The following is a 24328-nucleotide window of genomic DNA, read 5'->3' as shown; positions in this document are numbered from 1 at the left end:
CCATGACCCAACAGTTTTACGTCTCACCGGAGCAGCTCACCAAGGACCGCGCCGATTTTGCCCGAAAGGGGATCGCCCGCGGACGCTCAGTAGTGGTGCTCAGTTGCCGGGACGGGATTGCACTGGTCGCCGAGAATCCCTCGCCGTCCCTGCACAAGGTCGGTGAGATCTACGACCGGATCGCTTTCGCCGCGGTGGGGAAATACAACGAGTTTGAAAGCCTGCGCCAGGCCGGAGTCCGTTACGCCGACGTGCGCGGGTACTCCTATGACCGCGAGGACGTCACGGCGCGCGGGCTGGCCAGCGTCTACGCCCAAAGCCTCGGCGCGGTGTTCACCGCCGACAGCAAGCCCTTCGAAGTGGAACTCGCCGTCGCCGAGGTCGGCGCCCGAGTGGACGCCGACCACCTGTACCGGCTCACCTTCGACGGTTCGATCGCCGACGAGCGCCGGTTCATCGTGATGGGCGGGCAGGCGGACGCCGTCGGTGATGCCCTGACCGGCCGGTGGGACGAAGAGCACAGCTTCGCCGACGCGGTGCGGACCGCCGTCGACGCGCTCCGGCACGACGGCGGTCCGACTGGCGCACCCCGTCCCCGGCTCGAGTCGAGCGCACTGGAGGTCGCCGTCCTGGATAGGGACCCGCTCACCACCCGGGGGGCGCGCCGGGCCTTCCGCAGGTTGCAGCCCACCGAGGTGGAGGAGATCCTCAACGTCGGGAAGATCGGCACCTAATGGACCGCAGAATTTTTGGCATCGAAACAGAATTCGGCATCGCCTACTCCGGGCCCAACTCGCGCCCCCTCTCACCCGAGGAGGTGGCCCGCTACCTGTTCCGCAAGGTGGTGAGCTGGGGGAGATCCTCCAACGTGTTCCTCACCAACGGTTCCCGGCTGTACCTCGACGTAGGCTCCCACCCCGAATACGCCACGGCAGAGTGCGACGACGTCGCCCAGCTCATCGCCCACGACCGTGCGGGTGAGCTGATCCTTGAGGATCTGGTCGCTGAAGCGCAGCGGCGCCTGGCCCACGAGGGGTACGACGGGCGGGTGTACCTGTTCAAGAACAACACCGACTCGGCGGGCAACTCCTACGGCAGTCACGAGAATTACCTCATTCCGCGGAAGCTCGAATTCAGTCGGCTGGCCGACATCCTGATCCCATTCCTGGTCACCCGGCAGCTCCTGGTCGGCGCAGGTAAGGTCCTCAAGACGCAGACCGGTGCCGTATATGCCTTCTCGCAGCGCGCCGACCACATCTGGGAAGGGGTATCCTCGGCCACCACGCGGTCCCGGCCCATCATCAACACCCGGGACGAGCCGCACGCCGACGCCGAGTATTACCGCAGGCTCCATGTCATCGCCGGGGATTCGACCATGGCGGAGACCACGACCCTGCTCAAGGTGGGATCCGTTGACCTGATCCTGCGGATGATCGAGGCCGGGGCCATCATGAAGGACTTCCGGCTGGAGAACCCGATCCGCGCGATCCGGGAGATCTCCCACGACCTCACCGGCCGGCAGCCTTTGAAACTGGCGAGCGGACGCACCATGTCGGCACTCGACCTGCAGCAGGAATACCTGTCACGGGTGAGCCAGTTCGTTGAAACGAACGGCGCCCACACCCCTCACGTGGAACGAATCCTTGAACTGTGGGGGAGGACCCTGCAGGCGGTCGGCAGCGGGGACCACGGGCTCATCGACCGCGAAATTGACTGGGCGATCAAGAAGAAACTGATCGACCGGTACCGGGACCGCCACGAGTTGGGCCTGGAATCGGCGAGGGTCGCGCAGCTCGACCTCACCTATCACGACATTTCCCGCGAACGGGGCCTGTACTTCCTGCTCCAGCAGCGCGGCGAGACCGAGCGGGTCGTGGACGACGTCGACATCAAGAATGCGGTGGACATTCCGCCGCAAACCACCCGTGCGCGTCTGCGGGGCGAGTTTGTCCGCCGCGCCAAGGACGCCAACCGCGACTTCACCGTCGACTGGGTGCACCTCAAACTCAACGACCGTGCCCAACAGACCATCCTGTGCAAAGACCCGTTCCAGTCGGTCGACGAACGGGTCGAGGCGTTGCTGGCCCAGCTGTGAATCCCCGGGGAAACCGAGCATCAGGAGAAACTTCGGCCCGCAAACCGTTAGGCTGGACAGGTTCATTCACCGGTCACAGGACGCTCGCCGCGGGCCGGGCGGGACGCACCACCGATCAACTGCATTACCGATCAACTGCATTACCGATGAACTGCTCAACCGATCTACTGCTTAGCCGATCAACTGCGAAAGAAGCACCGTGCGAAAAGCCCTCACCCTTGCTCTGCCCCTCCTGCTAGTGCTGACAGCCTGCGGCGGTGACACCGACCAAACCGAACGGAAGACGGCCGGAGACGCCGCAATCCTCGAATCGGTTCGCGTCGAGGGCGGATCCGACGAGGAGGCTCCCGAAGTGACGTTCGAGTCACCGCTGGAGGTCACCGGCCCCGCTGCTGCCACCGTCAGCACCGGTGACGGCGAGCCGATCGCCGACGGCGACCGCGTGACCTTCCACCTGGTGGGTCTCAACGCCGAAGACGGTGCCGTCCTCGGCGACACCTACTCCGCGGAACCGCAGACCCTCGATCTGGTCGAGAAACTGCAAGCAGACGACCCTGAGCTGTACGAGGTGCTGGTGGGGACCCCCATCGGGTCCCAGATCGCCTACACCAATGTCATTGAGGGCCAAGATCCCCAGCAGCTCATCGTGATGCGCGTAGTCGGCGCCGAAGAAGCACCTCCAGCGCCTCCGGTGCCCGAGGTTCTGACCCCTGAGGAGGTTGAGAAGCTGGACGCCGACGGCCAGCTTCCCACGTTCACGTTCGACGATGACGACGCTCCGGTCATCGACATCCCCGACAACGAGCCCTCAGACGACCTGGTCATCAAGGTCCTTGAGGCCGGCGACGGCGAGGTTCTCACCGAGGCAGACACGATCAGCGCCAACTACGCTGGCTGGCGCTGGGACGACGGCGAGCAGTTCGACTCCAGCTACCCCGGCGGTGAGCCGGTCGAGTTCCCGCTGACCGGCGTGATCGAAGGCTGGACCAAGGGCCTGGCCGGCCAGACCGTCGGCAGCAAGGTACTGCTCGTGATCCCCGCCCCCATGGGCTACGGCGATCCAGCTCCTGAAGGGCGCCCCTCCGGCACCCTGGCTTTCTATATAGAGATCGTCGAAAAAGTCGCCGCCGAATAATCACCGGCAGCACCACCCGAAGCACCAACCCAGAGGAGAGCTATGTCACTCGGATCACACGAAACCGACCGCACCAAACCGGAGATCGAATTCCCCGGCACCAATGTCCCCACCGAACTGGTCATCTCCGACCTGATCGAAGGGTCGGGTGACGAGGCGAAAGCCGGCGACACCGTCTCCGCGCACTACGTGGGCGTGGCCTTCTCCACGGGCGAAGAGTTCGACTCGTCCTGGAACCGCGGCGCACCGCTCGACTTCAAGGTGGGCATCGGCCAGGTCATTCAGGGCTGGGACCAGGGCCTGCTGGGAATGAAGGTCGGCGGACGTCGCCGGCTGGAAATCCCCGCCAGCCTCGCCTACGGTGACCGCGGCGCCGGCGGCGCCATCGCCCCCGGGGAATCGCTCATCTTCGTGGTGGACCTGATGGGCCTGCGCTAACCACAACGCCCGGGTGACAACGCGCGGGTGAAGATGATGGCCGGGGCGTAGTGTGCCCCGGCCATCATCTTGCGGGTACTCTTTCCAACGTGTCAGCTAAACGAACCGAACGCCTTCTCACCCTGGTCATGCTGCTGCTGTCCACCCGGCGCGGATACTCCAAGGAAGAACTGTTCGACGAGATCGAGCTCTATGGTGCGGCCCCATCGCCCGCCGCCCGGGAGAAACTGTTTGACCGCGACAAGGCAGCGCTCCGCGAGCAGGGCATACCAGTCCAGTCCTTCAGCGACGACCCGGCCTTCGACCACGACAACTCGATCCGGCGGTACCGGATCGCCGCCACCGAGTACCGCCTGCCGGCCGTCACCTTCACCGCCCAGGAGTCGGCGGCGCTGACCCTCGCCGCGGGGATGTGGGATGTTGCCACCCTCGACTCGGCAGCCGCCCGGGCGCTGCGGAAGTTGCAGAACCGCGGCGCCGCCCGTGACGACGCGGCAGCCGTCCCCGTTGAACCGCGCATCCACACCAACGAACCCCACTGGGATGAGGTGTGGCGTGCCACCACCTCACGCCGGCCCATCTCCTTCGGCTACCGGGCCGCCAGCACTGGCCGGGAGGAGGAACGGCGGCTCCAGCCGTGGGGGATGGGAAGCCGCTATGGGCACTGGTACGTGGTGGGCCGCGACCTGGACCGCGGCGAGGAGCGCTACTTCAGGCTTTCCCGGATCACCACAGCCCCCGTGCAACACGAGGGGACCTTCGACGTCCCGGACGACTTCACCATGCGTGACTCCCTGGCCTCGCTAGGACGCGCCAGCGAACCATTCAGCGCCGTCGTCGCAGTCCGCCCCGACACCTGCCACCTACTACGCACCCGCCGTGGCGCACTCAGCAGCGGCGACGACGGCGGCTGGGACACCATCACCTTCCCCTACGGTGACCCGGGAGAAGCGGCCGCCGACATCGCAGCGTTCGGTCCGCGCGCCCGGGCGGTGGCCCCACCGGAGCTCGTGGCACGAGTGGCGGAGCAGCTCGTTGCTGCAACAGCCGCCCAGGACGGGCCGTTCACCGCCCTCACGTTCACCGGTCGCGCGGCACGACCGGCCCGGCGGAAAACGTCATCCGACGCCCACCTTCGCAGGCTCCTCGACCTGGTGCCCTATCTCCTCGACCATCCGGGGGCGGACATGGACGAGACGGCCGACCGCTTCGGCGTCACCCGCGCGCAACTGGCCTCCGACCTGGAACTGTTGTTTGTCAGCGGCCCCCGTTTCTACCCGGAAGGCCTGATCGAGGTCAGCCTGGACGGTGACCTCATCTTCCTGAGCAACGCGGACCACCTTGCCGAACCGGTTCGGCTGAACCTCGATGAGGCGTGCACGCTGATTGTGGGCCTTGACACGCTGCGGCGGTTGCCGGGGTTGGACCCCGGCTCTGCCGCTGCCACAGCCCACGCCAAACTCACCGAGGCGGCCGGTGACGCCGGGCGGGCCGGACGGGCCATCGCCACCACCCTCACCGAGGAGGCAGTGAGCCACACGCTCGAAACCATTCAGGCTGCCCTGGCCTCCCGGGTGCGCCTCGAGCTCACCTACCTCGTCCCCACCCGCGACGAGGTCACCCAGCGCACGGTCGAACCCATCAGGGCCTTCTCACGGGACAACACCTGGTACCTCGAGGCCTGGTGCACCAGCGCCCGCTCGGTCCGCAACTTCCGCCTCGACCGGATCCAGGCGGCCCACCTCACGGCAGACCCCGCAACGAGACGGCCATCCATCGCCGACGGCGATCTCCTGTTCCGCCCCACCGCAGGCGATACCCTGGTGACCTTCATCCTTCGGCCACCGGCGCGCTGGGTCGCCGAGCAGTACGACGCCGAGCGCACCCAGGAGTTAGCCGATGGGCAGCTCGCGGCGGAGATCAGGGTTGCGACCACCGAGTGGATTCCCGGCCTGATCGGCAGGCTCGGAGGGGACGCTGCCGTCGCAACGCCCGACGCTCTTCGGCGGGACTGCGTGGCGTGGCTGACCGCCGCACGCCTGAACTACTCCTGACAGCGATCGACCCGCCTGTCCCCATGACGGTCCTCGCTCCCTTAGACTTGAGCCATGCCTTGGTGGACGTGGATTGTGATCTGGGTGGCACTGCTTGCGCTAACCCTCCTGGTACTTGCCGTGCTGGGCTACCATCTCTTCCGCAAGGTCAAGGCCCTCCTCGCTGAGGTTGAGCACGCCACCGGCATGATCGACCAGTCCACCAGCCAGATGGCCGGCCCCGAACAGGTGGCATGCGATTCACCCGTGGCAGTGTTCAGGGATCCGGGCACTGTCAGGGACGAACTTCACGACGCCAAGGCACTGCGGGTTGCCTCTCGCCGTGAGCGCCGCATCCACCGCCGGGTGGAGCACGGCCAGCCGGTGCGCCTGAAAGACCTTCCCCATGTTTGATCCTCGGCCCACGCTGCGCCAGCGCACCGATCCGACCGAGAACTATGAAAGGATTTCGTCATGAGACCTGAAGGTTGGGCACTTGTTGCCATCATCGTTGTCGCCCTGCTCCTCTTCGGAGCCCCCAAACTGCCCGGACTGGCCCGCAGCGTCGGCCAGTCCCTGCGGATCTTCAAGTCCGAGGTGAAGCAGATGAAAGACGACGATCCCGCAGACACGCCCGACCAGGGTTCCCCGGTTGAAGGGCGCGTCGTACCGCCGTCACACGGCAGTAGCGGCTACCGTGACCAGTCAGGACCGGCCACCCCCGGGCAGCACAACCCGCCGGGGTCAGCCGATCCGACGTCCCGCACACCCTAGGGTGAGCGGGCGGTGCTGAAGGTGCGGGGCAGGGGTCGCAAATCCAACCCTGAGGGGCGGATGGCTCTCAGGGAGCACCTGATAGAGGCCCGGAACCGGGTGGTCAAAGCGGCGCTGGCCCTCGTCGTCGGGACGGTTGCCGGCTTTTTTATCTACAATCCTGTCCTGACGGCGTTGTCCCGCCCCATTCTTGAGCTGAACGCCCGGGAGGGCAGGGAAGCGGTCCTGAACTTCGACGGCGTAGGGTCGCCGTTCGACCTGCTGGTTCAGGTATCGGTCTTCATCGGTATCATCCTCGCCAGCCCGGTCTGGCTGTATCAGCTGTGGGCGTTTATCACGCCTGGACTGAGAACCAAGGAACGCCGGGTGGCATTGTCCTTCATCGCCGTCGCCGTTCCGCTGTTCCTGGCGGGGATCTATCTCGCGTGGCTGGTGTTGCCGAACGCGGTGCGGGTGTTGACCGACTTCACCCCCAGCGGATTCTCGAACATCATCCTGGTGACCGCCTATATTACTTTTGTGCTGCGCCTGATGCTGGCCTTCGGCATCGCCTTCCTGCTTCCGGTGGTGCTCTTCGGATTGAACGTGGTGGGAATCCTCACCGGCAAGCAGATCCTCAAAGCGTGGCGGATCACGGTGTTCCTGATCTGCGTGTTCGCCGCCATGGCAGCACCGGGCGGCGACGCCCTTGGCATGCTCTACCTGGCCGCCCCGATGGTGGTGCTCTTCTTCATCGCCATCATGTTGTGCCTGCTCAACGACAAACGCCGCGAGCGGCGACGCGCCGCCCGGGACGCCGAGGTTGAGGCGGGGGCCGATACGGCGTCCACCATTGACGGACTCTAACCCGCCTCACCCGGTGCAACCCGCCAGCCGGGACAGTTTAGGCTTGATCGTATGACCTCCCCCGCCGAGCGGTACCAGCTAGCACGGGCGCGCACCGCACACACAGCGACGTCACTGCACCACTTTGAGCAGACTCTGGGTTTCGACCTGGATCAGTTCCAGCGGGACGCCTGTGTCTGCCTCGAAGCCGGGCGTGGGGTACTTGTCGCCGCACCCACCGGGGCGGGAAAAACGGTGGTCGGGGAGTTCGCCGTCTATCTTGCCCTTGAAAAGCGGCTGAAGGCGTTCTACACGACACCCATCAAGGCGCTCAGCAACCAGAAATACTCGGAACTATGCGCTGTGTACGGGGCGGACCGGGTGGGCCTGCTCACCGGTGACACCTCAATCAACCCGGACGCCGCCGTCGTCGTCATGACCACCGAAGTGTTGCGGAACATGCTGTACGCCAACTCGGACACCCTGGCTGACCTGGGGTACGTGGTGATGGATGAGGTGCACTACCTTGCGGACCGGTTCCGGGGCGCCGTGTGGGAGGAAGTGATCATTCATCTGCCGTCCGAGGTGCGGCTGGTATCCCTCAGCGCGACGGTCTCCAATGCCGAAGAATTCGGCGCCTGGCTCGACACCGTGCGGGGGCATACCGATGTGGTGGTCTCCGAGCATCGGCCGGTGCCTCTCTGGCAGCACGTCATGGTGGGCCAGAACCTCCTCGATCTCTTCGCCGGGGATGTGGCCTTTGACGAGGCGGCGCCCGCCGGAGCTGACGCCGGAGCCGAGGACCGCTACGAGGTTAATCCTGAGCTCCTCGATCTGGCAAACTCGGAAACCCGCCTGAACCAGCGTTCAGGGTGGGGCGGAGGCGGTCCCCGGCGGGGGAGGGGGCCGGCGAAGAGGCCCCCGCAGGCGGCGTCCCGGGTCAGGCGTGCCAGCCGACCCCAGGTCATCAGCGCCCTCGACCGGGACGGCCTGCTTCCGGCCATCACCTTCATCTTCTCCCGTAACGGCTGCGAAGCGGCAGTCAGCCAGTGCCTCGACGCTGGCCTGTGGCTGACCACCGAGCCGGAACGCGAGATCATCGGCCGTCGCGTCGATGAGGCGGCCGCCGACCTGCCACCCGAGGACCTGGCGGTCCTCGGGTTCTGGGAGTGGCGGGAAGGTTTGATCAGGGGTTTCTCGGCGCACCATGCGGGGATGCTCCCCACCTTCAAGGAGGTGGTGGAGAAGCTCTTCGCGATGGGGCTGGTGAAGGCAGTGTTTGCCACCGAGACGTTGGCCCTCGGCGTGAACATGCCGGCCCGCTCGGTGGTCCTGGAGAAGCTCGACAAGTTCAACGGTGAGGCCCACGTCAATGTCACGGCGGGGGAGTACACCCAGCTGACGGGACGTGCCGGCCGCCGGGGGATCGATGTGGAAGGCCACGCCGTCGTCCTGTGGCAGCCCGGCACCGATCCGGGCGCCGTGGCCGGTCTCGCGTCCCGCCGCACCTACCCGCTGAATTCCAGCTTCCGCCCCACCTACAACATGAGCATCAACCTGGTCGCCCAGTTCGGTCAGGACCGGTCACGGGAAATCCTTGAAACGTCGTTCGCCCAGTTCCAGGCGGACCGTTCGGTGGTGGGTCTCGCGAAGCAGGTGCGGACCCGCGAGGAGTCCCTGAAGGGCTACGAACAGTCCATGACGTGCCACCTCGGTGACTTCACCGAGTACTCGAAACTCCGGCGGGAACTATCAGACCTCGAGGACGCCGCAGCGAAAACCAACTCCCGCAGCAGACGGTCGGCAGCCGCCTCGTCCCTGGAGATGCTCCGGCCCGGCGATGTCATTGACGTCCCTGCCGGACGCAGCCAGGGGTACGCGGTGGTCCTCAGCGCCGACACCTCCCGGGAGCCACGGCCCACCGTCCTCACCGAGGACAAACAGATCCGACGGGTCGGAGTGCAGGACCTCAGCGGGCCACTGGAGATACTGTCCCACATCAGGATTCCCAAGAACTTCAACGCCCGCAGCCCCAAGGACCGGAAGGATCTGGGTTCGTCGCTGCGCAACGCGCTTCACGATAGACGCCCGCCGCGCAGGGGGTCGGCCACCCAGGACGGCTTCCACACAGCGGTCGCCGAGCGTCAGGAGGCGGCCATCGCCGAGCTTCGGCGAAAGCTGCGAGCCCACCCCTGCCACGGCTGTAGTGACCGGGAACAGCACGCCCGGTGGGCCGAACGCTGGTGGAAGCTGCGCCGGGAAACCGACCGCCTCACCGGTCAGATCCGTGGCCGGACCAACACCATCGCGAAAACCTTCGACCGCGTGTCGGACGTCCTCCTTCACTACGGGTACCTGCAGGACACCCCAGCAGGCGCCACTGTCACCGCTGCTGGCCGAAAACTGCGGCGGGTTTATGGCGAGAAGGACCTGCTGATCGCCCTATCGCTGGAGCGTGGTGCCTTTGACGGCCTCGACGCCACGGAGACCGCCGCGCTCGCGTCGGTACTGGTCTACCAGGCCAAACGGGAGGAACGCGGCCTGCGGCCGAAACTGCCCAGCGCCGCACTCGACTCCTCGGTCGACGTCGTCGTCCGCCAATGGTCGGCCCTGACGGACCTGGAGGAGCAGTTCAAACTCCCGGTCACCGGTGAACCCGAACTGGGCCTGGTCTGGCCCATGCACAAGTGGGCCAGTGGCACGGCGCTGCAGGCCGCGCTGAGCGGCACCGAACTGGCGGCCGGCGACTTTGTGCGGTGGACCAAACAGGTCATTGACCTGCTCGATCAGCTCGCCAAGATCGACGACCTGGCGCCGGGGCAACGCCGGTTGTGCATTGATGCGATTGGTCTCATTCGCCGCGGCGTGGTCGCCTACTCGGCCATCGGCGACTAGTTCCCGGCGTTCTCCCTGTTTGCACCACCGCTTGCACCACCGTCTGGAGCCCGAATGACCCCGACCCGCCCCGTGCTTTACCGCAACGGCTCCGTTTATAGCGCCGCGGACCCGTTCGCTACGGCGATGCTGGTTGACGGCGACACCGTCGCGTGGATCGGCTCCGAGCATGCCGCCGAATCCCTGGCCGACTCCACCATGACCGTCGTAGACCTGGCGGGTGCGCTCATCACCCCGGGGTTCGTGGACTCCCATGTCCACACCACCGAGACTGGACTGGCGTTGGAGTCCATCGACCTGGCCGGTTGCACCAACGTCACGGACCTTCTGGACCGGGTGGCCACCGCAGCGCGCACCGGCGGCCACACGGTGTTGGGGCATGGCTGGGACGAGTCCCGCTGGCCGGAGCCGACCATCCCCACGGCTCAGCAACTCGACGCGGCAGGGGGAGGGAAGCCCGTTTATCTGGCCCGCGTAGATGTCCACTCGGCTGTCGTATCAGGGTCGCTCGCCGCCAGCCTGGGATTAGCGGCGCTCCACGGCTGGGACAACGGCTTCGTGACGCACGACGCCCACGTCACGGCACGCCTCGCCTCCCGGAACCTCGGTGACTCCCTGCGGTCGTCGTACCAACGCGCAGCACTCCGCCGGGCGGCAGCCAACGGCATCGTCGCCGTCGCCGAGATGGGGGCACCGCATATTTCACCCACCGACGACCTGCTGTCGCTGCTCCGCCTGGAAGAGCAGACGCCGGTCGAGCCTCTCCCCGAGATCCTGGCGTACTGGGGGCAGGCGGTCACCACTCCGGCCGAACTCAGAGAGATAGTGGACCTCTTCGGTGGACGCCTGGCCGGGCTGGGCGGGGACCTCAACGTTGATGGGTCGATCGGGTCCCGCACCGCAGCCCTCCGGCAGCCCTACGCCGACGATCATACCCACCAGGGTTCAGTGTTCCTCACTGCCGACGCCGTCGCGGCCCACCTTGGTGCTGCGACCAGCGTGGGGATGCAGGCCGGATTCCATGTGATAGGTGACGCCGGCCTGGACGCGGTACTCGGGGGCCTGGCCCTGGTCGCTGGCGCGCACGGGATCGAGGCAGTCCGGAAGGCACGCCACCGCCTCGAACACGTCGAGTTCGCAGACGCTGAGGCCATCGCCCAGCTGGTGCACTTCGGTATTACCGTGAGCGCCCAACCAGCCTTTGACGCCCGCTGGGGTGGCGCCGATGGCCTGTACAGCCAGCGGGTGGGTGCTGACCGACTGGCCAGCATGAATCCTTTCGCGGGCTTCCTGGCCGCGGGCGTCCCACTGTGCTTCGGCTCGGACAGCCCGGTGACATCCCTCGACCCGTGGGCCAGTCTCCGGGCCGGCGTGATGCACCACAACCCTGCCCACCGGATCTCCGCCCGGGCGGCATTTATTGCCCACACCAGGGCCGGGTGGCGGGCGGTCGGCACGGCGCACCCCCTGCTCGGGCAACTGGTCCCCGGCGCCCCGGCGTCCTACGCGGTCTGGGAGGTCGAGGAATTGATGGTCCAGACCGCCGACAGTCGCGTGCAGTCCTGGAGTACCGATCCCCGGGCGGGGACTCCGCTCCTGCCAGCGCTTGACACCGGGGCGGATCCGCTCTGCCTGGAGACGGTCCACCGGGGCCGCCAGCTGTACCAGGCCGAAGGATTCCGAGAAATTTCCTCGGCACTGCGTTCCGCGTCCTGACCTGCGTAAACAAGCGTTTGTGCAGGTCAGGGAGCTGTTGACACGTGCCGCACAGCACGTAGGCTTGCAACTCAACGGGTCGATAATCCAGCACCACCGATGACCCGACCGTGCCGATTCAACGCACTTTTGGGGCAGCCACCGATTGTTTGGGATGGTTCGCCCCTGCGTTGCGGTATCGGTAACCAAAAAAACGGGTAGGTTCGCGCGCCAGTAGAAAACAGCTGTGATCCATCAGGATCCGTGCTGGCCCGAAGGCGCGTGAACCTACCCGGTTTCTTGGCACAGTTTTCCTGGCAATGGTGCGTTTGACCACGGCTGGGCGGCTCTTTTCGGTCCTGTCCGGGCATCCAATATACTGATCGTTTGGTTCCGGCCCACGGGACGCGTGCGCCCGAGGCGCACCTGCTACTTGATCAAAGGTTGCCTGAGTGCGAGTCGTCACCATCATTCCCACCTACAACGAGATCGAGTCGCTACCCCTGACCATCGCACGGCTGCGGCGCGCGGTACCGCTCTCGGACGTTCTCGTGGTGGATGACAATAGCCCTGACGGAACCGGGGGTCTCGCCGACACTCTCGCCAGCGCCGACCCGCAGATCTACGTGCTGCACCGCACGGGCAAGGCGGGACTCGGTGCCGCCTACCTTGCCGGATTCGTGTGGGGTCTCGGCGCCGGGTATGACGTGCTGGTCGAAATGGACGCCGACGGCTCCCACCGTCCGGAGCAGCTACAGTCCCTGCTCGACCGGGTCCCCGACGCGGACCTGGTCATCGGGTCCCGCTGGATCCCCGGTGGCAGCGTGGTGAACTGGCCGCGCCGTCGGAAGCTGCTGTCCCGGGCCGGAAGCACGTACTCGCGGCTCATGCTGGGCATCGGTGTCAGGGATATCACTGCCGGCTATCGTGCCTTCCGTAGGGAAACCCTTGAGAAGGTCGACCTGACTACAGTCGACTCGGTGGGGTACGGGTTTCAGGTCGATATGACCTTCCGGGTGGCTACGCTGGGCCTGACGATCATCGAGGTCCCCATCACGTTCGTGGAGCGGGAATTCGGTGCGTCAAAGATGAGCGGCGGAATTGTGCTGGAGGCGATCGCCAACGTCACCCGCTGGGGGTTGGCCGCCCGGTGGCGGGCACTCACCGGGCGTTCATCGCCGAAGCGCGCTCTGCCCGCGCGGGACGCCTGACGAAGGCTGCCCACGCGAACACCGAACGAGGCTCTGGCGGCACGAAAAAGCCGGGCCGCTGGCCTTTCGGCGAACGACCCGGCCTGATGCGCTGGTGTTCCGGCTAGGCGGAACGACGCTCTCCGCGGCGTTCCCGCAGGATGGTCAACCGGTCCTGCAGGATTTGCTCCAACTCGTCCATGCTGCGGCGCTCCAACAGCATGTCCCAGTGGGTTCGCACAGGCTTGTCGCCTGACGTATCGGGGCGTTCCCCATCCACCAGCAGCGCTTCCTTGCCGGTTTTGGACACCCAGATCGGTGGAACATCGGCTTCCGCAGCGAAAGTGACGAACACCCGCTCGCCATCCCCACAACGGTATTCAACCCGCTGACGCGGAGCTGGCTCAACCCCGGACTCAGTCTCCATGCTTTGCGCTCCGAGGCGCATTCCGCGCAAGCTACGATCGCTCATGTATTCTCCTACTCAACAATTTGGCATCCGTAACGGCGGACGGTGGCGCGGCATTGGCTACCGCAACCTGCCATCTACATAACGCTGTGGAATTAGAGTCTGTTCCCGAGCAGACCAGCGAAACTACGGCAAACACTCAATTATACGCGGGGATGGTTGCAAACAGAAACCGGTCGGTTAGGCTTTCAGCTCGCTGTCGGGGGCGTCCGCTGTTGCGTCGCCCAGCACCTTGCCGATTCCCTTGAGCGCCTCGCCCACTTCACTGGGAATGATCCACAGCTTGTTGGATGACCCTTCGGCGAGTTTAGGGAGCGTCTGCAGGTACTGATAGGCGAGGAGCTTCTGCGTCGGGTTGCCCTTATGGATGGCATCGAAGACCTTCTGGATGGCCTGGGATTCGCCGTCGGCACGGAGGATGGCGGCTTTGGCGTCGCCCTCAGCGGCGAGAATAGCTGCCTGCCGCTGACCCTCAGCGGTAAGGATCTGCGACTGTTTGGTGCCCTCGGCGGTCAGGATGGCCGCACGCCGATCCCGTTCGGCGCGCATCTGCTTTTCCATTGAATCCTGGATCGACAGGGGCGGGTCGATGGCTTTGAGTTCCACCCGGGACACCCGGATCCCCCAGCGGCCGGTCGCCTCATCGAGCACGCCGCGCAGTTGGCCGTTGATCTGGTCGCGGGACGTCAGTGCTTCTTCAAGGTTCAGTCCACCCACCACGTTGCGCAGGGTAGTGGTGGTGAGTTGTTCAACTGCCTGGATGTAGTTGGCGATCTCGTAGGTCGCCGCCCGCGGGTCGGTCACCTGGAAGTAGACCACCGTGTCGATCGACACCACCAGGTTGTCTTCCGTAATGACCGGCTGTGGCGGGAAGGACACCACCTGCTCCCGCAGGTCGAGGAGGGGGAGCAGCCGGTCAACAAAGGGGATCAGGATGGTCAGCCCTGGTTGCAAAGTCCGCTGGTACTTACCGAGTCGCTCCACGACGCCGGCGCGCGCCTGCGGAATGATCCGCACGGATTTCACCAGGACGATCAGGACGAAAATGATCAGGGCAATCAGGACCACCGTTAGTCCGATTGCCCCTGCGTCGCTAGGCATAGGTTCCCCTTTGGTTTGGTAGCACGTTAGTTGGAAGAGTCGGCGGCCTGCGGGCGGGCTGGTGCACTGATCAGCGCCGTCGCACCGTCAATCCTGGAGACAGCGACGCGTTCGCCGGCAGGAATCAATGAGCCATCCAGCGTGCGGGCCGACCAGGTGTCCCCGCCAATTTTCACGGTGCCTGATTCACCGGTCACTACGTCGAGGGTAAGCGCCGACTCGCCAATCAGCCGGTCGATGTTGCTGAGTTGCTCGGGGGAACCGCGTTTGAGGTGCTTCAACGCCACCGGACGTACCACCAGCACCATGAGCAGCGATACCGCGCAGAAGAGGATCACCTGCAGGAAGAAGGCCGCGCCGAGGAAGGTGCTGATCATGGCCGCCAGGGCGCCCATGGCCATCATGACGAAGAACAGGTCGAGCGTGAGCGTCTCCACAGCGGCTAGACCAAGGAACAGGCTCAGCCAGAGAACCCAGCCGTTCTCCATCAGCCACTCGAACATGTCTTCCCCTTGGGCTAGGGCGCCGGTGGGCGCGCGGACTGCGTTACTCCATCATGCCAAAGGGACTGGGGGAAACCTAGGGATCCGGGGCTCTGAAGGGCGGTTGTTATACATCCGCAAGCCGCTCCGGTCCGGGGGGTCGCCGGAACACCTGGACGGTGAACCTGGCGCTCGTGGCCGTCCGCTCGGGAAACCCGGCCAACCCCGCCACCAGGTCGGGCGCGGCCAGATGGTGGCCAGCCGGGCCCATCAGGGCGACGTTGTAGATGTCGGTGGGGGACAGCTGCACGGTGGTGTCGACGGTGGCCATCTCGACTTCCTCGAACAGTCCCGCGAGTGTGATGGCCACGCCTTCGGCCTTGTCGGGTCGCACAGCGAGCAGCCCGGCGTCGTCGGCAATTTCGGCGAGATGGCCCGGCAACGGCGTCACGACCAGGAGCACACCCCCGGGAGTCAGCACCCGGTGGAACTCCTCCGGGTTGCGGGGGGCGAAGATGTTGATCATCATGTCCACCGCGGCGTCCCGCACCGGCAGGGTCCGCCAGACATCCCAGACCAGGCACACGCCAGCGTCAAGGGTCCCTGCAGCCCGGCGCAGGGCGAACTTCGAAATGTCGAGGGCAACAACCGCCGCACCCGGGTGTCTGCGGTGCAGCTCGGCCAGGTAGTAGCCAGTGCCGGCGCCGGCGTCGAGGATGACCCGCGGGTGGGGTGCGTGCCGCTGCGCGAGGTCGGCGACGGCCGTTTGCAAGGGGCGGTAATGGCCTGCGCCAAGGAAATCGGAGCGTGCCTGCACCATCACCGCTGTATCCGGTTGAAACGCCGTGCCCCGCCCGGTCAACAGATTGAAGTAGCCCTGCTTGGCTGCGTCGAAGCGGTGACCGGCCGCGCAGGCAAGCGTTCGACCGGCCTCCGAAAGCTCCAGTTGCCCGGCGCACACCGGGCAGCGCAGCAGGTCTTCCGGGAGGCGGGGCATGGTTTCATCCTAGGGCCGGAATTGGGAACGGTCAGCGACTGATCTAGTCTCGGACGTGTGAAACCACATGAGCTGAATCACCTCCAGTCCGTAAGTTCACCGTCGCTCTCACCCGATGCGCAGCGCTGCGTCGTCTCGGTGACCCGACCCGATTTCGACGCCGACACGTACGTCGGGCAGTTGTGGGACCTGGCGGTACCCGATGGCACAGCCCGGCGGCTGACCCGGGGTTTCCGCGACACTGCGCCACAATATTCGCCCGACGGGACGGCCATTGCTTTTCTGCGGTCGGCACCGGGTGGCAAGCCACAGCTGATGATCGTGGACAGCCGCGGCGGCGAACCGCAGCAGCTGACCGACCAGAAGCTGGGGGTCGGGGCGTTCACCTGGTCACCTGACGCGGCCAGGCTCGCTTTCACTGCCCGGGTCCCCGAGCACGGGCGCTACGGGACGGTCGACGGCGTCGGCCCTGGGCTCGAAGACCCCCGCCTGATCACCACGTTCAAGTACCGGATGAACGGCCTGGGCTATTCGCTGGACAAGCGTTCCCACATCTTCGTCCTGGACGTGCCCCGCCTCGACGCCGAACCATTTGTGGAGCCGGTGGGTCGGGCCAAGGAAGCAGCAGCGGACACGGTGGCCAAGGCTGCCGAACCCTCGTCGTCCGCAGCTGGGGCCAAGGGACTTCCCGACGCCGTCCAGCTAACCACGGCGGACGCCGATCACAACGAACCGGTGTTCACCCGGGATGGGCAGCGCATCCTGTTCACCGCCGCATTGCATCACGACGCCGACACCACCCTGTACACCGACATCCATTCGATGGCCGTCGACGGGTCCGACGTCGTCCGGCTCACCAACCGCGGTTCCGGCACCCGGGTGGGCTGCAACCGACCGGTCGAGAGCATCGACGGCAAGTGGCTGTTTTTCCTCGGAAGCGATCTGTCCGAGGACGGGCTGGACTTCCTGGCCCGCAACACCGCTCTCTACGTGGCTCCCGCCGGCGCGCCCGAGGAGGCGCGCGCCATCACCGACGCCGAAAGGCTCGATCTCGGCGAGGTCGGCGACATTGTGCCACGTGGTGCCGACTCGGTGCTGGTGTTCAACCGCACCCGGGGCAGGGGCACGCTGCTCGAGGTGTCAGCCGACGGTGCGCTGACCACCCTCGTCGACGGTGAGCTGATCGTGACGGGTGCCGCAGCGGCGGGGGACGTCGTCGTGGCGGCGTACACCGATCCGGGCACCATGGGGGAGCTGGCAGTGGTGTCCGGCGGGTTCCTCGCCCCGCTGACCGATCTGTCCCACACCCTGAGGGCTCACACCACCGTGGGCGCCCCGGTGGAGGAGACGTTCACCGCCAGCGACGGGCACGGCGTCCACGGCTGGGTCCTTGAACCCGAGGGGGAGGGACCCCACCCGGTACTGCTCAACATTCACGGTGGACCGTTCGCCCAGTACGGCTGGGGCTACTTTGATGAGGCCCAGGTGTACGCCGATGCCGGCTACGCCGTCGTCATGTGCAACCCGCGCGGTGCGGCCGGGTACGGGCAGGAGCACGGCAGGGTGATCAAGGGGGCCATGGGAACTGTCGACCTGCTGGACGTCATCGGCTTCCTTGAGGGCGCGCTGGACAAGTACCCGGCCCTTGACCGGGAACGGCTGGGAGTGATGGGCGGATCGTATGGCGGGTACCTGACCGCGTGGACCATCTCCCAGGACCACCGGTTCACCGCGGCAGTGGTGGAGCGAGGGTACCTTGACCCGCCGTCGTTCGTAGGTTCCTCGGACATCGGCTGGTTCTTTTCCGACGCGTACACCGGGTCGGACCCGGAGCAGGTGAGGGCCCAGAATCCGTTCGCCCACGTGGATCAGGTGCAGACCCCCACCTTCGTGGTGCACTCGGAAGATGATCTGCGCTGCCCGTTGGAGCAGGCCCAGCGCTACTACACGGCGCTGAAGCTGCGCGGTGTTCCCACCGAACTCCTGGTGTTCCCGGGGGAGACCCACGAACTGTCCCGGGCCGGATCCCCGTGGCACCGCCGGCAGCGGTTCGAGCACATCCTCCGGTGGTGGGCCACCTACCTGCCCACCGCCCAGAACCCGCCGTCGTGACCGGCTAGCCGGGAGGTGCCGGCGGCAGCGCAGCGTGCCGGGGAAGCAATATCTCGAAGCACGCACCCCACCCTGGCCTGGGGACCAGGGCTGCGCTGCCGCCGTGGGCTTCGGCGATCGCCGCGACAATGGATAAGCCCAGGCCTGCCCCACCCGCTTTCTCCGCCTCCCGGCCCGAGCCACGGTGGAACCGGGTAAAGATTTCCTGGGCATCCTGCGGCTGGATTCCGGGCCCGGAATCCAGCACCCACAACCGCACCCCGTCGGTTTCGACAACGGCTCCGAGCCTGATGATGGCGCCGACGGCGGTGAATTTCACTGCGTTGTCCGCCAGCTGCAGCAACGCCTGCGTCACCCGGTGCCGGTCTGCGAGGATGATGGCCGGTTCGGGGGCGGCGACCTGCCAGTCCCGGTCGGCGAGCGCCGTTATCTTCCGGTAGACGCCCAGCACCAGCTCCCTCACCTCGACCCGGTCCAGCTGCAAAAAGTCAGGCCGTCCAGCGCGGGCCAGCACAAACAGATCCGAGACGATCTGGTTCATCCGATCCACCTCATCGGTCACCAGCGCAACAGTCGCCGCACGTTCTGCCCGGGTTTCATCGAGGTCGAGGAGCTCCATGTGCCCCCTGATCACTGTGAGCGGAGTCCTCAATTCATGGCTGGTGTCGTCGAGGAACTGGCGTTGGGTCGTGAAGGACTGCTCGAGGCGGCCCAGCATGTCGTTGAACGCATCAGCAATCTGGGAGGCTTCATCGTTTCCGGTCGTGCCGATGCGCCGGGACAGGTCGGTGTCCGAAATGATTCTCGCCGTCTCGGCCAGGGACCTAAGCGGGCGGAGCACCCTCCCGGCCAGCGCGAGGCTGAGCAGGGACGCCAGGATGGTGGTGCCCAGCTGGACGATCAGCTGCGTCTGCACTGCACTATCGATCTCGTTCTGCTCGTTGGCGGGGAAGTTGGCCACCACGAACAGGCCATCAGTGGGGTCGCCCGGCACGGGCACGGCCACGTAGCTGGTGTTGCCCGCTGGTGTGTCGATGGTTCCCTTCTCCATCTCCTCAAGCCCCAGCCAGTACTCCACTGTGCTCCGGTACTCCCCGGGATCGGGTACCTGCTGGGCCCGGCGGGATTCGTACAGTTCACCGTCGATGAAGGCGAGCAGGGTTTCACCCTCGTCAGCGATCTCGCGGGAAAAATACACGTCGAAGATCGCGGCCAGGTCCTCGCCAAACGGATCCCCGGTCCGCGGGTCGACACCTCCGGCGAGGAGCCTGAACTCGTCGGCCTCACGATCCAGGCTGGTGCTGATCTCTTCATTGAGGCGTTCAAAAAGGACCAGTCGCAGCAGCAGCACTGACCCCACCGAGGACAGCACCAGCAGGACCACCACGACGGCGACAATGCGAACGCGGATGCTCGACGTCCAGCGCCACGAAGGAGTCCCTCTCATATCGCAACAGTATGCCCCGGATGCTGCACTGCCGGACGAGCCGATGCCCGAGGGTGCATGATTCCCCTGCGACCAGCCGATGGACGTCGAGGCGCTAGCCCGGCGGGTTGAACTGATTGCGCGGGCGTCGTTGCCACGCAGCCCGTGTCTGCACCAGGATCGGCAGTACTGTTGGTTTTGCTGGTGGGCATGAGGCCAACGACGCCGTCCAAAACTGCCTGATCCGCCGTAGCGGCCGTCGGTGGCCGTCGGTGGCCGTCGGGACTAGAGACTAGGGACTAGGGAGACACAATGAGCACGTCAACGACGACCGCGGCGCATCAGTCAGGACTGCACGCCGCCGACCACCACGATCTGATCCGTGTTGAAGGCGCCCGGGAGAACAACCTCAAGGACATCACCGTTGAGATTCCGAAGCGGCGCCTGACGGTGTTCACCGGGGTGTCCGGTTCGGGGAAGAGTTCCCTGGTCTTCGCCACCATCGCCGCCGAGTCCCAGCGGATGATCAACGAGACCTACAGCGCGTTCGTGCAGGGGTTCATGCCCAATCTGGCCCGGCCCGACGTCGACCATCTTGAGGGCCTGACGACGGCGATCATCGTCGACCAGGAACGGATGGGCGCGAACCCCCGGTCCACTGTCGGCACCGCCACGGACGCCAACGCAATGCTGAGGATTCTGTTCAGCAGGCTCGGATCACCCTCTGTGGGACCGCCGACCGCCTTCTCCTTCAACGTTCCCACCCGTAGGGCAAGCGGGGTGATGAGCACCGAGAAGGCCGGCGGCAGGGTGGAGAAGAGCGTGGTGAAGGACGCAGTCTATCTGGGTGGCATGTGCCCGCGCTGCGAAGGGATGGGATCGGTCTCCGACTTCGATCTGACAGCACTGTTCGACGAGACCAAGTCGTTGGGGGAGGGAGCCCTGACCGTGCCCGGTTACAGCATGGACGGCTGGTACGGCAGGATCTTCAGCGGCGCCGGTTTCGATCTTGACAAACCGCTCGAAAAATTCAGCAAGAAAGAACTCTACAACCTGCTCTACCAGGAGCCCACCAAGATCAAGGTGGAGGGCATCAACCTCACCTTCGAGGGTGTCATCCCGAAAATCCAGAAGTCGATGCTGTCCAAAGATGTCGAAGCGATGCAACCCCATATCAGGGCTTTCGTGGAACGAGCCATCACCTTTCAGGCATGTCCCGAGTGCGAGGGGACCCGGCTCAGCCCGGAAGCCAGGTCGTCGAGGATCCAGGGCAGGAACATTGCCGATCTATGCAGTATGCAGATCGATGAGCTGGCCACCTGGGTTCGTGGCCTTCGCGAACCTTCGGTGGCGCCGCTCCTGAAGGGGTTGCAGCACCTGCTCGACTCGTTTGCCGGGATCGGGTTGGGCTACCTGTCGCTCGACCGGCCAGCCGGAACGTTGTCCGGGGGAGAGGCCCAGCGGACCAAGATGATCCGGCACCTCGGGTCGTCCCTGACCGATGTCACCTATGTTTTCGACGAGCCGACCATCGGGCTCCATCCCCACGACATCCAGCGGATGAACGGGCTGCTCCTTCAACTGCGCGACAAAGGGAACACCGTGCTCGTCGTCGAGCATAAGCCGGAAACCATCGCCATCGCTGACCATGTGATTGATCTGGGCCCGGGCGGTGGCACCCAGGGCGGCATCGTCTGCTTTGAGGGGAGTGTCGACGGACTACGCTCCAGCGACACTGTCACCGGACGCCACCTCGATGATCGGGCCGCCGTCAGGGACAAGGTGCGGTCGCCGTCGGGCAGCTTGAAGGTGCGCAACGCCTCGATGCACAATCTGCAAAATGTTGACGTGGATATCCCGCTGGGTGTCCTGTGTGTGATCACCGGGGTGGCCGGGTCGGGGAAGAGCTCGCTGATCCACGGGTCGGTAGCTGGCGGTGAGGGAGTGGTGGTGATCGACCAGGCCGCGATCAAGGGATCCCGGCGGAGTAATCCTGCTACCTATACGGGCCTGCTGGAGCCAATCCGGAAGGCTTTTGCGAAGGCGAACGGTGTGAAACCTGCTCTGTTCAGCTCCAATTCTGAGGGGGCGTGCCCCACCTGCAATGGTGCCGGCATAATTTTCACCGAGCTGGGAGTCATGGCCACCGTCGAGTCCACCTGTGAAGACTGCGAGGGCAGGAGGTTCCAGGCGTCGGTGCTCGAATACACGCTGGGCGGGCGCAACATTTCGGAGGTCCTGTCCATGTCGATGACCGAGGCCGAAGCATTCTTTGGTGCGGATGAGGCCCGCACGCCGGCGGCGCACAAGATCCTGGACCGGCTGGTCGACGTCGGGCTCGGCTATCTTACGCTCGGCCAGCCGCTCACCACGTTATCCGGTGGTGAACGGCAGCGCGTTAAACTTGCCACGCAGATGGCTGACAAGGGCGACGTGTACGTGCTGGACGAGCCGACCACCGGCCTGCATCTGGCCGACGTCCAGAACCTGCTGGGCCTGTTGGACCGGCTGGTCGACTCCGGTAAATCGGTGCTGGTGATCGAACACCATCAGGCGGTAATGGCTCACGCCGACTGGCTGATCGACCTTGGCCCGGGTGCAGGCAACGACGGCGGCCGGGTAATCTTCGAGGGAACCCCGGCCGATCTCGTCGCCGCCAGGTCAACACTGACCGGCGAGCACCTGGCGGCCTACGTCGGCGCCTGAAACCAGCTCTTGATCGTTCTCGTCGAAACGCCGATAATCTACATTATGTCAAGTGGTAGTAAAGCGGCCCCATTTGATCCGCATGGCTATGACCGGGTTTTTCTCAGAGACTGTTCGACCGTCAGGTATCTGGCTAGGTGATCGGATGTGCGTTTTGCTGCCGGAGCCGAACGTCCGCGAGCCCAATACATCGCGGCACCAATCTGGCACGGGATAGCTAAGGGAGCGAGGACGCGGGTTATGGCCCTCGAAATCCCGACCGTCTGGGCCACTGCAGCGGGTGACCTACCGACCTACGCCGTTCGGATGCGGTAACTATCTTCAACCCGGCACTCCCCCGGCGAGGTCAGCAGGGCGGGGAGATTCTGTCCGCACGCGGTGCAAGCAATACAGACACCGGCCGTATGAAACCATTACTCCATGTGGTTTGAGTCGTGGGAACAAGTTTTGAGGGTGCTGATCACCGGGTCGGTGTCGTGTGCCGCGTTGGTGGTGGTGCTACGTGCATCGGGCAAACGAACACTGGGCCAGCTCAATGCCTTTGACTTCATTGTCACAGTTGCCTTCGGATCGACGCTCGCCACGATCCTGCTCAGCGCAGACGTGTCCGTTGCGCAGGGGGCCGCTGCGCTGGTGTTGCTGGCTTCGCTTCAATTCGTTGTCGCCTGGCTGTCGGCACGCGATGGGCCGTTGCAACTGGACCAGGTGCGCAGGAACAGCCTAACGAAATCTGAAGTGCTCCAGGCGGTCCGCAGTAGTCGCTCAGGAGATCTATCGGACATCGCTGTCGTGGTGCTTGAGACCAACGGTACCTTCAGCGTCATTCCCGACATCAAACTCGGTAGCGGATCGGCACTCGACGGCGTGTCCAACTGGCGCAACCCGGGCACATCATGACGAGTCCGGAGAGGGTCCCCCGCGCTGATCCCCCACCCGCGGATCGGCTACGGTCGGCGGAGGAATTCGCCTTGCGCCTTGACAAGCCCATGGGAATCCTGGGCATCATCTTCCTTTTCATTGTGCTCGGTCAGCTTTTGGCCAAAGACCCAACTGTTGTTTTCGTGTTCAGCATTGTCGGCTGGGCTTTCTGGGCAGTTTTTGTCGCGGAGTTCCTGCTCCGTGCCTACATCGGCAGTTTCAGCGGTGCGTTCTGGCGCCGGAACTGGTGGCAATTGGTCTTCCTTCTGGTGCCGTTCCTCAGGTTCTTCAGGGCATTACAGGCCTTCCGCCTGATCCGGCTGACCCGGTTTGCACGGTTTGGAGGGATCCTCTCGGCTGGCATTCGAGGATCTCGTTCCGCTGGCAGATTACTCTCCAGCAGGATCGGCTGGCTCGCCGCAGTGACGGCCGTGGTGATCCTTGCCGCCAGCCAGCTGCTCTACGCCACAGGCTCTCACGAGTCCTATATCGACGCATTGTTCGAAGCTGCAATGGCGACAATTACCGGGGCAGGTATCACTCCAACCGACCCTTTCGCCCGGGTGCTGCAGGTGTTGCTGGCCATCTACTCGGTGGCAGTTTTTGCGACCCTCGCCGGATCTTTGGGAGCCTTCTTCCTCAGGGACCAGGTGCCGACGGCCCAGGTGGCGACGGCCGGCGATAACCCCGCGGAGAAAGCACAAGTTGGGGTGATCGTGGACAGCTGAGCAGCCTTCGCCAGACGGCATACCGGTGCGATGGACGCCCAGACCAACCGACAGAAGCTGGAGGCGGGCCTGCCCGACTGGCGGCACCTGGCACAGGCATCCGGAGCTGGCTGAGGCGTTGGAAATCTATCTGAATCCTGTGAAGGAAGCGTATTTGGAGCGGGGCTAGGCTTTTCTGGGTGTGGATAACTCTTGTCCACTGCTCCTGCACATTGGTCTTTTTTACTGGTTTGTTCGAAGGTGTATTCGATAGAATTGGTGTATGGCAATCACCCAGTTCGAGCGGCCGACTGATACTCCCCGGTATTT

General features: G+C 65.1%; 20 protein-coding genes. 15 read left to right on the top strand and 5 right to left on the bottom strand.

Translation table 11 applies throughout. The features are described 5' to 3' along the window. Positions 1-2: 2 nt before the first annotated feature. From prcA to ACX80G_RS08895, 11 genes are all read left to right on the top strand, one after another. Positions 3-734, top strand: a complete 732-nt coding sequence (prcA, locus tag ACX80G_RS08945; protein WP_459307293.1) for a proteasome subunit alpha — start codon at positions 3-5, stop codon at positions 732-734. Beyond that, on the top strand, positions 734-2095 hold the full coding sequence (gene pafA / locus ACX80G_RS08940) for a Pup--protein ligase (protein ID WP_459307292.1): 1362 nt from the start codon (positions 734-736) through the stop codon (positions 2093-2095). Before prcA ends, pafA begins: the two co-directional genes overlap by 1 nt. A 199-nt stretch (positions 2096-2294) precedes the next feature. Next, positions 2295-3230 (top strand): FKBP-type peptidyl-prolyl cis-trans isomerase, encoded by a 936-nt coding sequence (locus tag ACX80G_RS08935; protein ID WP_459307291.1) that lies wholly within the window; start codon positions 2295-2297, stop codon positions 3228-3230. 42 nt (positions 3231-3272) lie between these two features. Beyond that, positions 3273-3668, top strand: a complete 396-nt coding sequence (locus tag ACX80G_RS08930) for an FKBP-type peptidyl-prolyl cis-trans isomerase (protein ID WP_459307290.1) — start codon at positions 3273-3275, stop codon at positions 3666-3668. Positions 3669-3757: 89 nt separating this feature from the next. After that, positions 3758-5722, top strand: coding sequence for a helix-turn-helix transcriptional regulator (locus ACX80G_RS08925; protein ID WP_459307289.1), 1965 nt, complete (start codon positions 3758-3760; stop codon positions 5720-5722). Positions 5723-5776: 54 nt separating this feature from the next. Beyond that, the gene (locus tag ACX80G_RS08920) at positions 5777-6115 is read left to right on the top strand and encodes a hypothetical protein (RefSeq protein ID WP_459307288.1); all 339 of its coding nucleotides are present in this window, start codon (positions 5777-5779) and stop codon (positions 6113-6115) included. Between the two features lie 60 nt (positions 6116-6175). Continuing rightward, on the top strand, positions 6176-6475 hold the full coding sequence (gene tatA / locus ACX80G_RS08915; protein WP_459307287.1) for a Sec-independent protein translocase subunit TatA: 300 nt from the start codon (positions 6176-6178) through the stop codon (positions 6473-6475). A 60-nt stretch (positions 6476-6535) separates the two neighbouring features. Then, entirely contained in the window at positions 6536-7321 is a 786-nt protein-coding gene (gene tatC / locus ACX80G_RS08910; RefSeq protein WP_459307436.1) for a twin-arginine translocase subunit TatC, read from the top strand. Positions 7322-7372: 51 nt separating this feature from the next. Beyond that, on the top strand, positions 7373-10195 hold the full coding sequence (locus ACX80G_RS08905; protein WP_459307286.1) for a DEAD/DEAH box helicase: 2823 nt from the start codon (positions 7373-7375) through the stop codon (positions 10193-10195). Positions 10196-10249: 54 nt separating this feature from the next. Next, complete coding sequence (locus ACX80G_RS08900; RefSeq protein WP_459307285.1) at positions 10250-11911, top strand: amidohydrolase; 1662 nt, start codon at positions 10250-10252, stop codon at positions 11909-11911. Between the two features lie 431 nt (positions 11912-12342). Beyond that, the gene (locus ACX80G_RS08895) at positions 12343-13101 is read left to right on the top strand and encodes a polyprenol monophosphomannose synthase (RefSeq protein WP_459307284.1); all 759 of its coding nucleotides are present in this window, start codon (positions 12343-12345) and stop codon (positions 13099-13101) included. A 103-nt stretch (positions 13102-13204) separates the two neighbouring features. Here ACX80G_RS08895 and ACX80G_RS08890 read toward each other — a convergent pair whose 3' ends face one another. The 4 genes from ACX80G_RS08890 to ACX80G_RS08875 form a co-directional block, all read right to left on the bottom strand. Next, positions 13205-13552, bottom strand: a complete 348-nt coding sequence (locus tag ACX80G_RS08890; RefSeq protein ID WP_196840475.1) for an RNA polymerase-binding protein RbpA — start codon at positions 13550-13552, stop codon at positions 13205-13207. 177 nt (positions 13553-13729) lie between these two features. Continuing rightward, entirely contained in the window at positions 13730-14650 is a 921-nt protein-coding gene (locus ACX80G_RS08885; protein WP_459307283.1) for an SPFH domain-containing protein, read from the bottom strand. 26 nt (positions 14651-14676) lie between these two features. Beyond that, a complete protein-coding gene (locus tag ACX80G_RS08880; RefSeq protein ID WP_459307282.1) occupies positions 14677-15153 on the bottom strand; it encodes an NfeD family protein in 477 nt (158 codons plus the stop codon). 106 nt (positions 15154-15259) lie between these two features. Then, positions 15260-16129: a putative RNA methyltransferase gene (locus ACX80G_RS08875; protein WP_459307281.1), complete on the bottom strand. Its 870-nt coding sequence runs from the start codon at positions 16127-16129 to the stop codon at positions 15260-15262. 57 nt (positions 16130-16186) lie between these two features. Here ACX80G_RS08875 and ACX80G_RS08870 point away from each other — a divergent pair, with 57 nt between their 5' ends. After that, complete coding sequence (locus ACX80G_RS08870) at positions 16187-18241, top strand: S9 family peptidase (protein WP_459307280.1); 2055 nt, start codon at positions 16187-16189, stop codon at positions 18239-18241. 4 nt (positions 18242-18245) lie between these two features. Here the strand turns inward: ACX80G_RS08870 and ACX80G_RS08865 are convergent, their stop codons facing one another. Next, positions 18246-19688 carry a sensor histidine kinase gene (locus ACX80G_RS08865; RefSeq protein ID WP_459307279.1) on the bottom strand — a complete coding sequence of 481 codons (1443 nt, stop codon included), beginning with the start codon at positions 19686-19688 and terminating at the stop codon, positions 18246-18248. Positions 19689-19979: 291 nt separating this feature from the next. Here ACX80G_RS08865 and ACX80G_RS08860 point away from each other — a divergent pair, with 291 nt between their 5' ends. The 3 genes from ACX80G_RS08860 (at position 19980) to ACX80G_RS08850 (ending at position 24019) form a co-directional block, all read left to right on the top strand. Beyond that, positions 19980-22373 (top strand): ATP-binding cassette domain-containing protein, encoded by a 2394-nt coding sequence (locus ACX80G_RS08860; protein ID WP_459307278.1) that lies wholly within the window; start codon positions 19980-19982, stop codon positions 22371-22373. 420 nt (positions 22374-22793) lie between these two features. Next, on the top strand, positions 22794-23270 hold the full coding sequence (locus tag ACX80G_RS08855; protein ID WP_459307277.1) for a DUF421 domain-containing protein: 477 nt from the start codon (positions 22794-22796) through the stop codon (positions 23268-23270). Positions 23271-23341: 71 nt separating this feature from the next. Next, positions 23342-24019, top strand: a complete 678-nt coding sequence (locus tag ACX80G_RS08850; RefSeq protein WP_459307276.1) for a hypothetical protein — start codon at positions 23342-23344, stop codon at positions 24017-24019. Positions 24020-24328 lie beyond the last annotated feature (309 nt).

This window comes from Arthrobacter glycogeni, from assembly GCF_054510815.1.
Note: the sequence above shows the minus strand (reverse complement) of the source record. Positions and strands in the feature narration are given on the sequence as shown.

What these genes read in the sequence shown, in the direction of transcription:
- prcA (WP_459307293.1), top strand. Translation starts at nt 3, where the DNA reads ATGACCCAACAGTTTTACGTCTCACCGGAGCAGCTCACCAAGGACCGC.
- pafA (WP_459307292.1), top strand. Translation starts at nt 734, where the DNA reads ATGGACCGCAGAATTTTTGGCATCGAAACAGAATTCGGCATCGCCTAC.
- ACX80G_RS08930 (WP_459307290.1), top strand. Translation starts at nt 3,273, where the DNA reads ATGTCACTCGGATCACACGAAACCGACCGCACCAAACCGGAGATCGAA.
- ACX80G_RS08920 (WP_459307288.1), top strand. Translation starts at nt 5,777, where the DNA reads ATGCCTTGGTGGACGTGGATTGTGATCTGGGTGGCACTGCTTGCGCTA.
- tatA (WP_459307287.1), top strand. Translation starts at nt 6,176, where the DNA reads ATGAGACCTGAAGGTTGGGCACTTGTTGCCATCATCGTTGTCGCCCTG.
- tatC (WP_459307436.1), top strand. Translation starts at nt 6,536, where the DNA reads ATGGCTCTCAGGGAGCACCTGATAGAGGCCCGGAACCGGGTGGTCAAA.
- ACX80G_RS08905 (WP_459307286.1), top strand. Translation starts at nt 7,373, where the DNA reads ATGACCTCCCCCGCCGAGCGGTACCAGCTAGCACGGGCGCGCACCGCA.
- ACX80G_RS08900 (WP_459307285.1), top strand. Translation starts at nt 10,250, where the DNA reads ATGACCCCGACCCGCCCCGTGCTTTACCGCAACGGCTCCGTTTATAGC.
- ACX80G_RS08890 (WP_196840475.1), bottom strand. Translation starts at nt 13,552, where the DNA reads ATGAGCGATCGTAGCTTGCGCGGAATGCGCCTCGGAGCGCAAAGCATG.
- ACX80G_RS08885 (WP_459307283.1), bottom strand. Translation starts at nt 14,650, where the DNA reads ATGCCTAGCGACGCAGGGGCAATCGGACTAACGGTGGTCCTGATTGCC.
- ACX80G_RS08880 (WP_459307282.1), bottom strand. Translation starts at nt 15,153, where the DNA reads ATGTTCGAGTGGCTGATGGAGAACGGCTGGGTTCTCTGGCTGAGCCTG.
- ACX80G_RS08875 (WP_459307281.1), bottom strand. Translation starts at nt 16,129, where the DNA reads ATGCCCCGCCTCCCGGAAGACCTGCTGCGCTGCCCGGTGTGCGCCGGG.
- ACX80G_RS08865 (WP_459307279.1), bottom strand. Translation starts at nt 19,688, where the DNA reads ATGAGAGGGACTCCTTCGTGGCGCTGGACGTCGAGCATCCGCGTTCGC.
- ACX80G_RS08860 (WP_459307278.1), top strand. Translation starts at nt 19,980, where the DNA reads ATGAGCACGTCAACGACGACCGCGGCGCATCAGTCAGGACTGCACGCC.
- ACX80G_RS08855 (WP_459307277.1), top strand. Translation starts at nt 22,794, where the DNA reads ATGTGGTTTGAGTCGTGGGAACAAGTTTTGAGGGTGCTGATCACCGGG.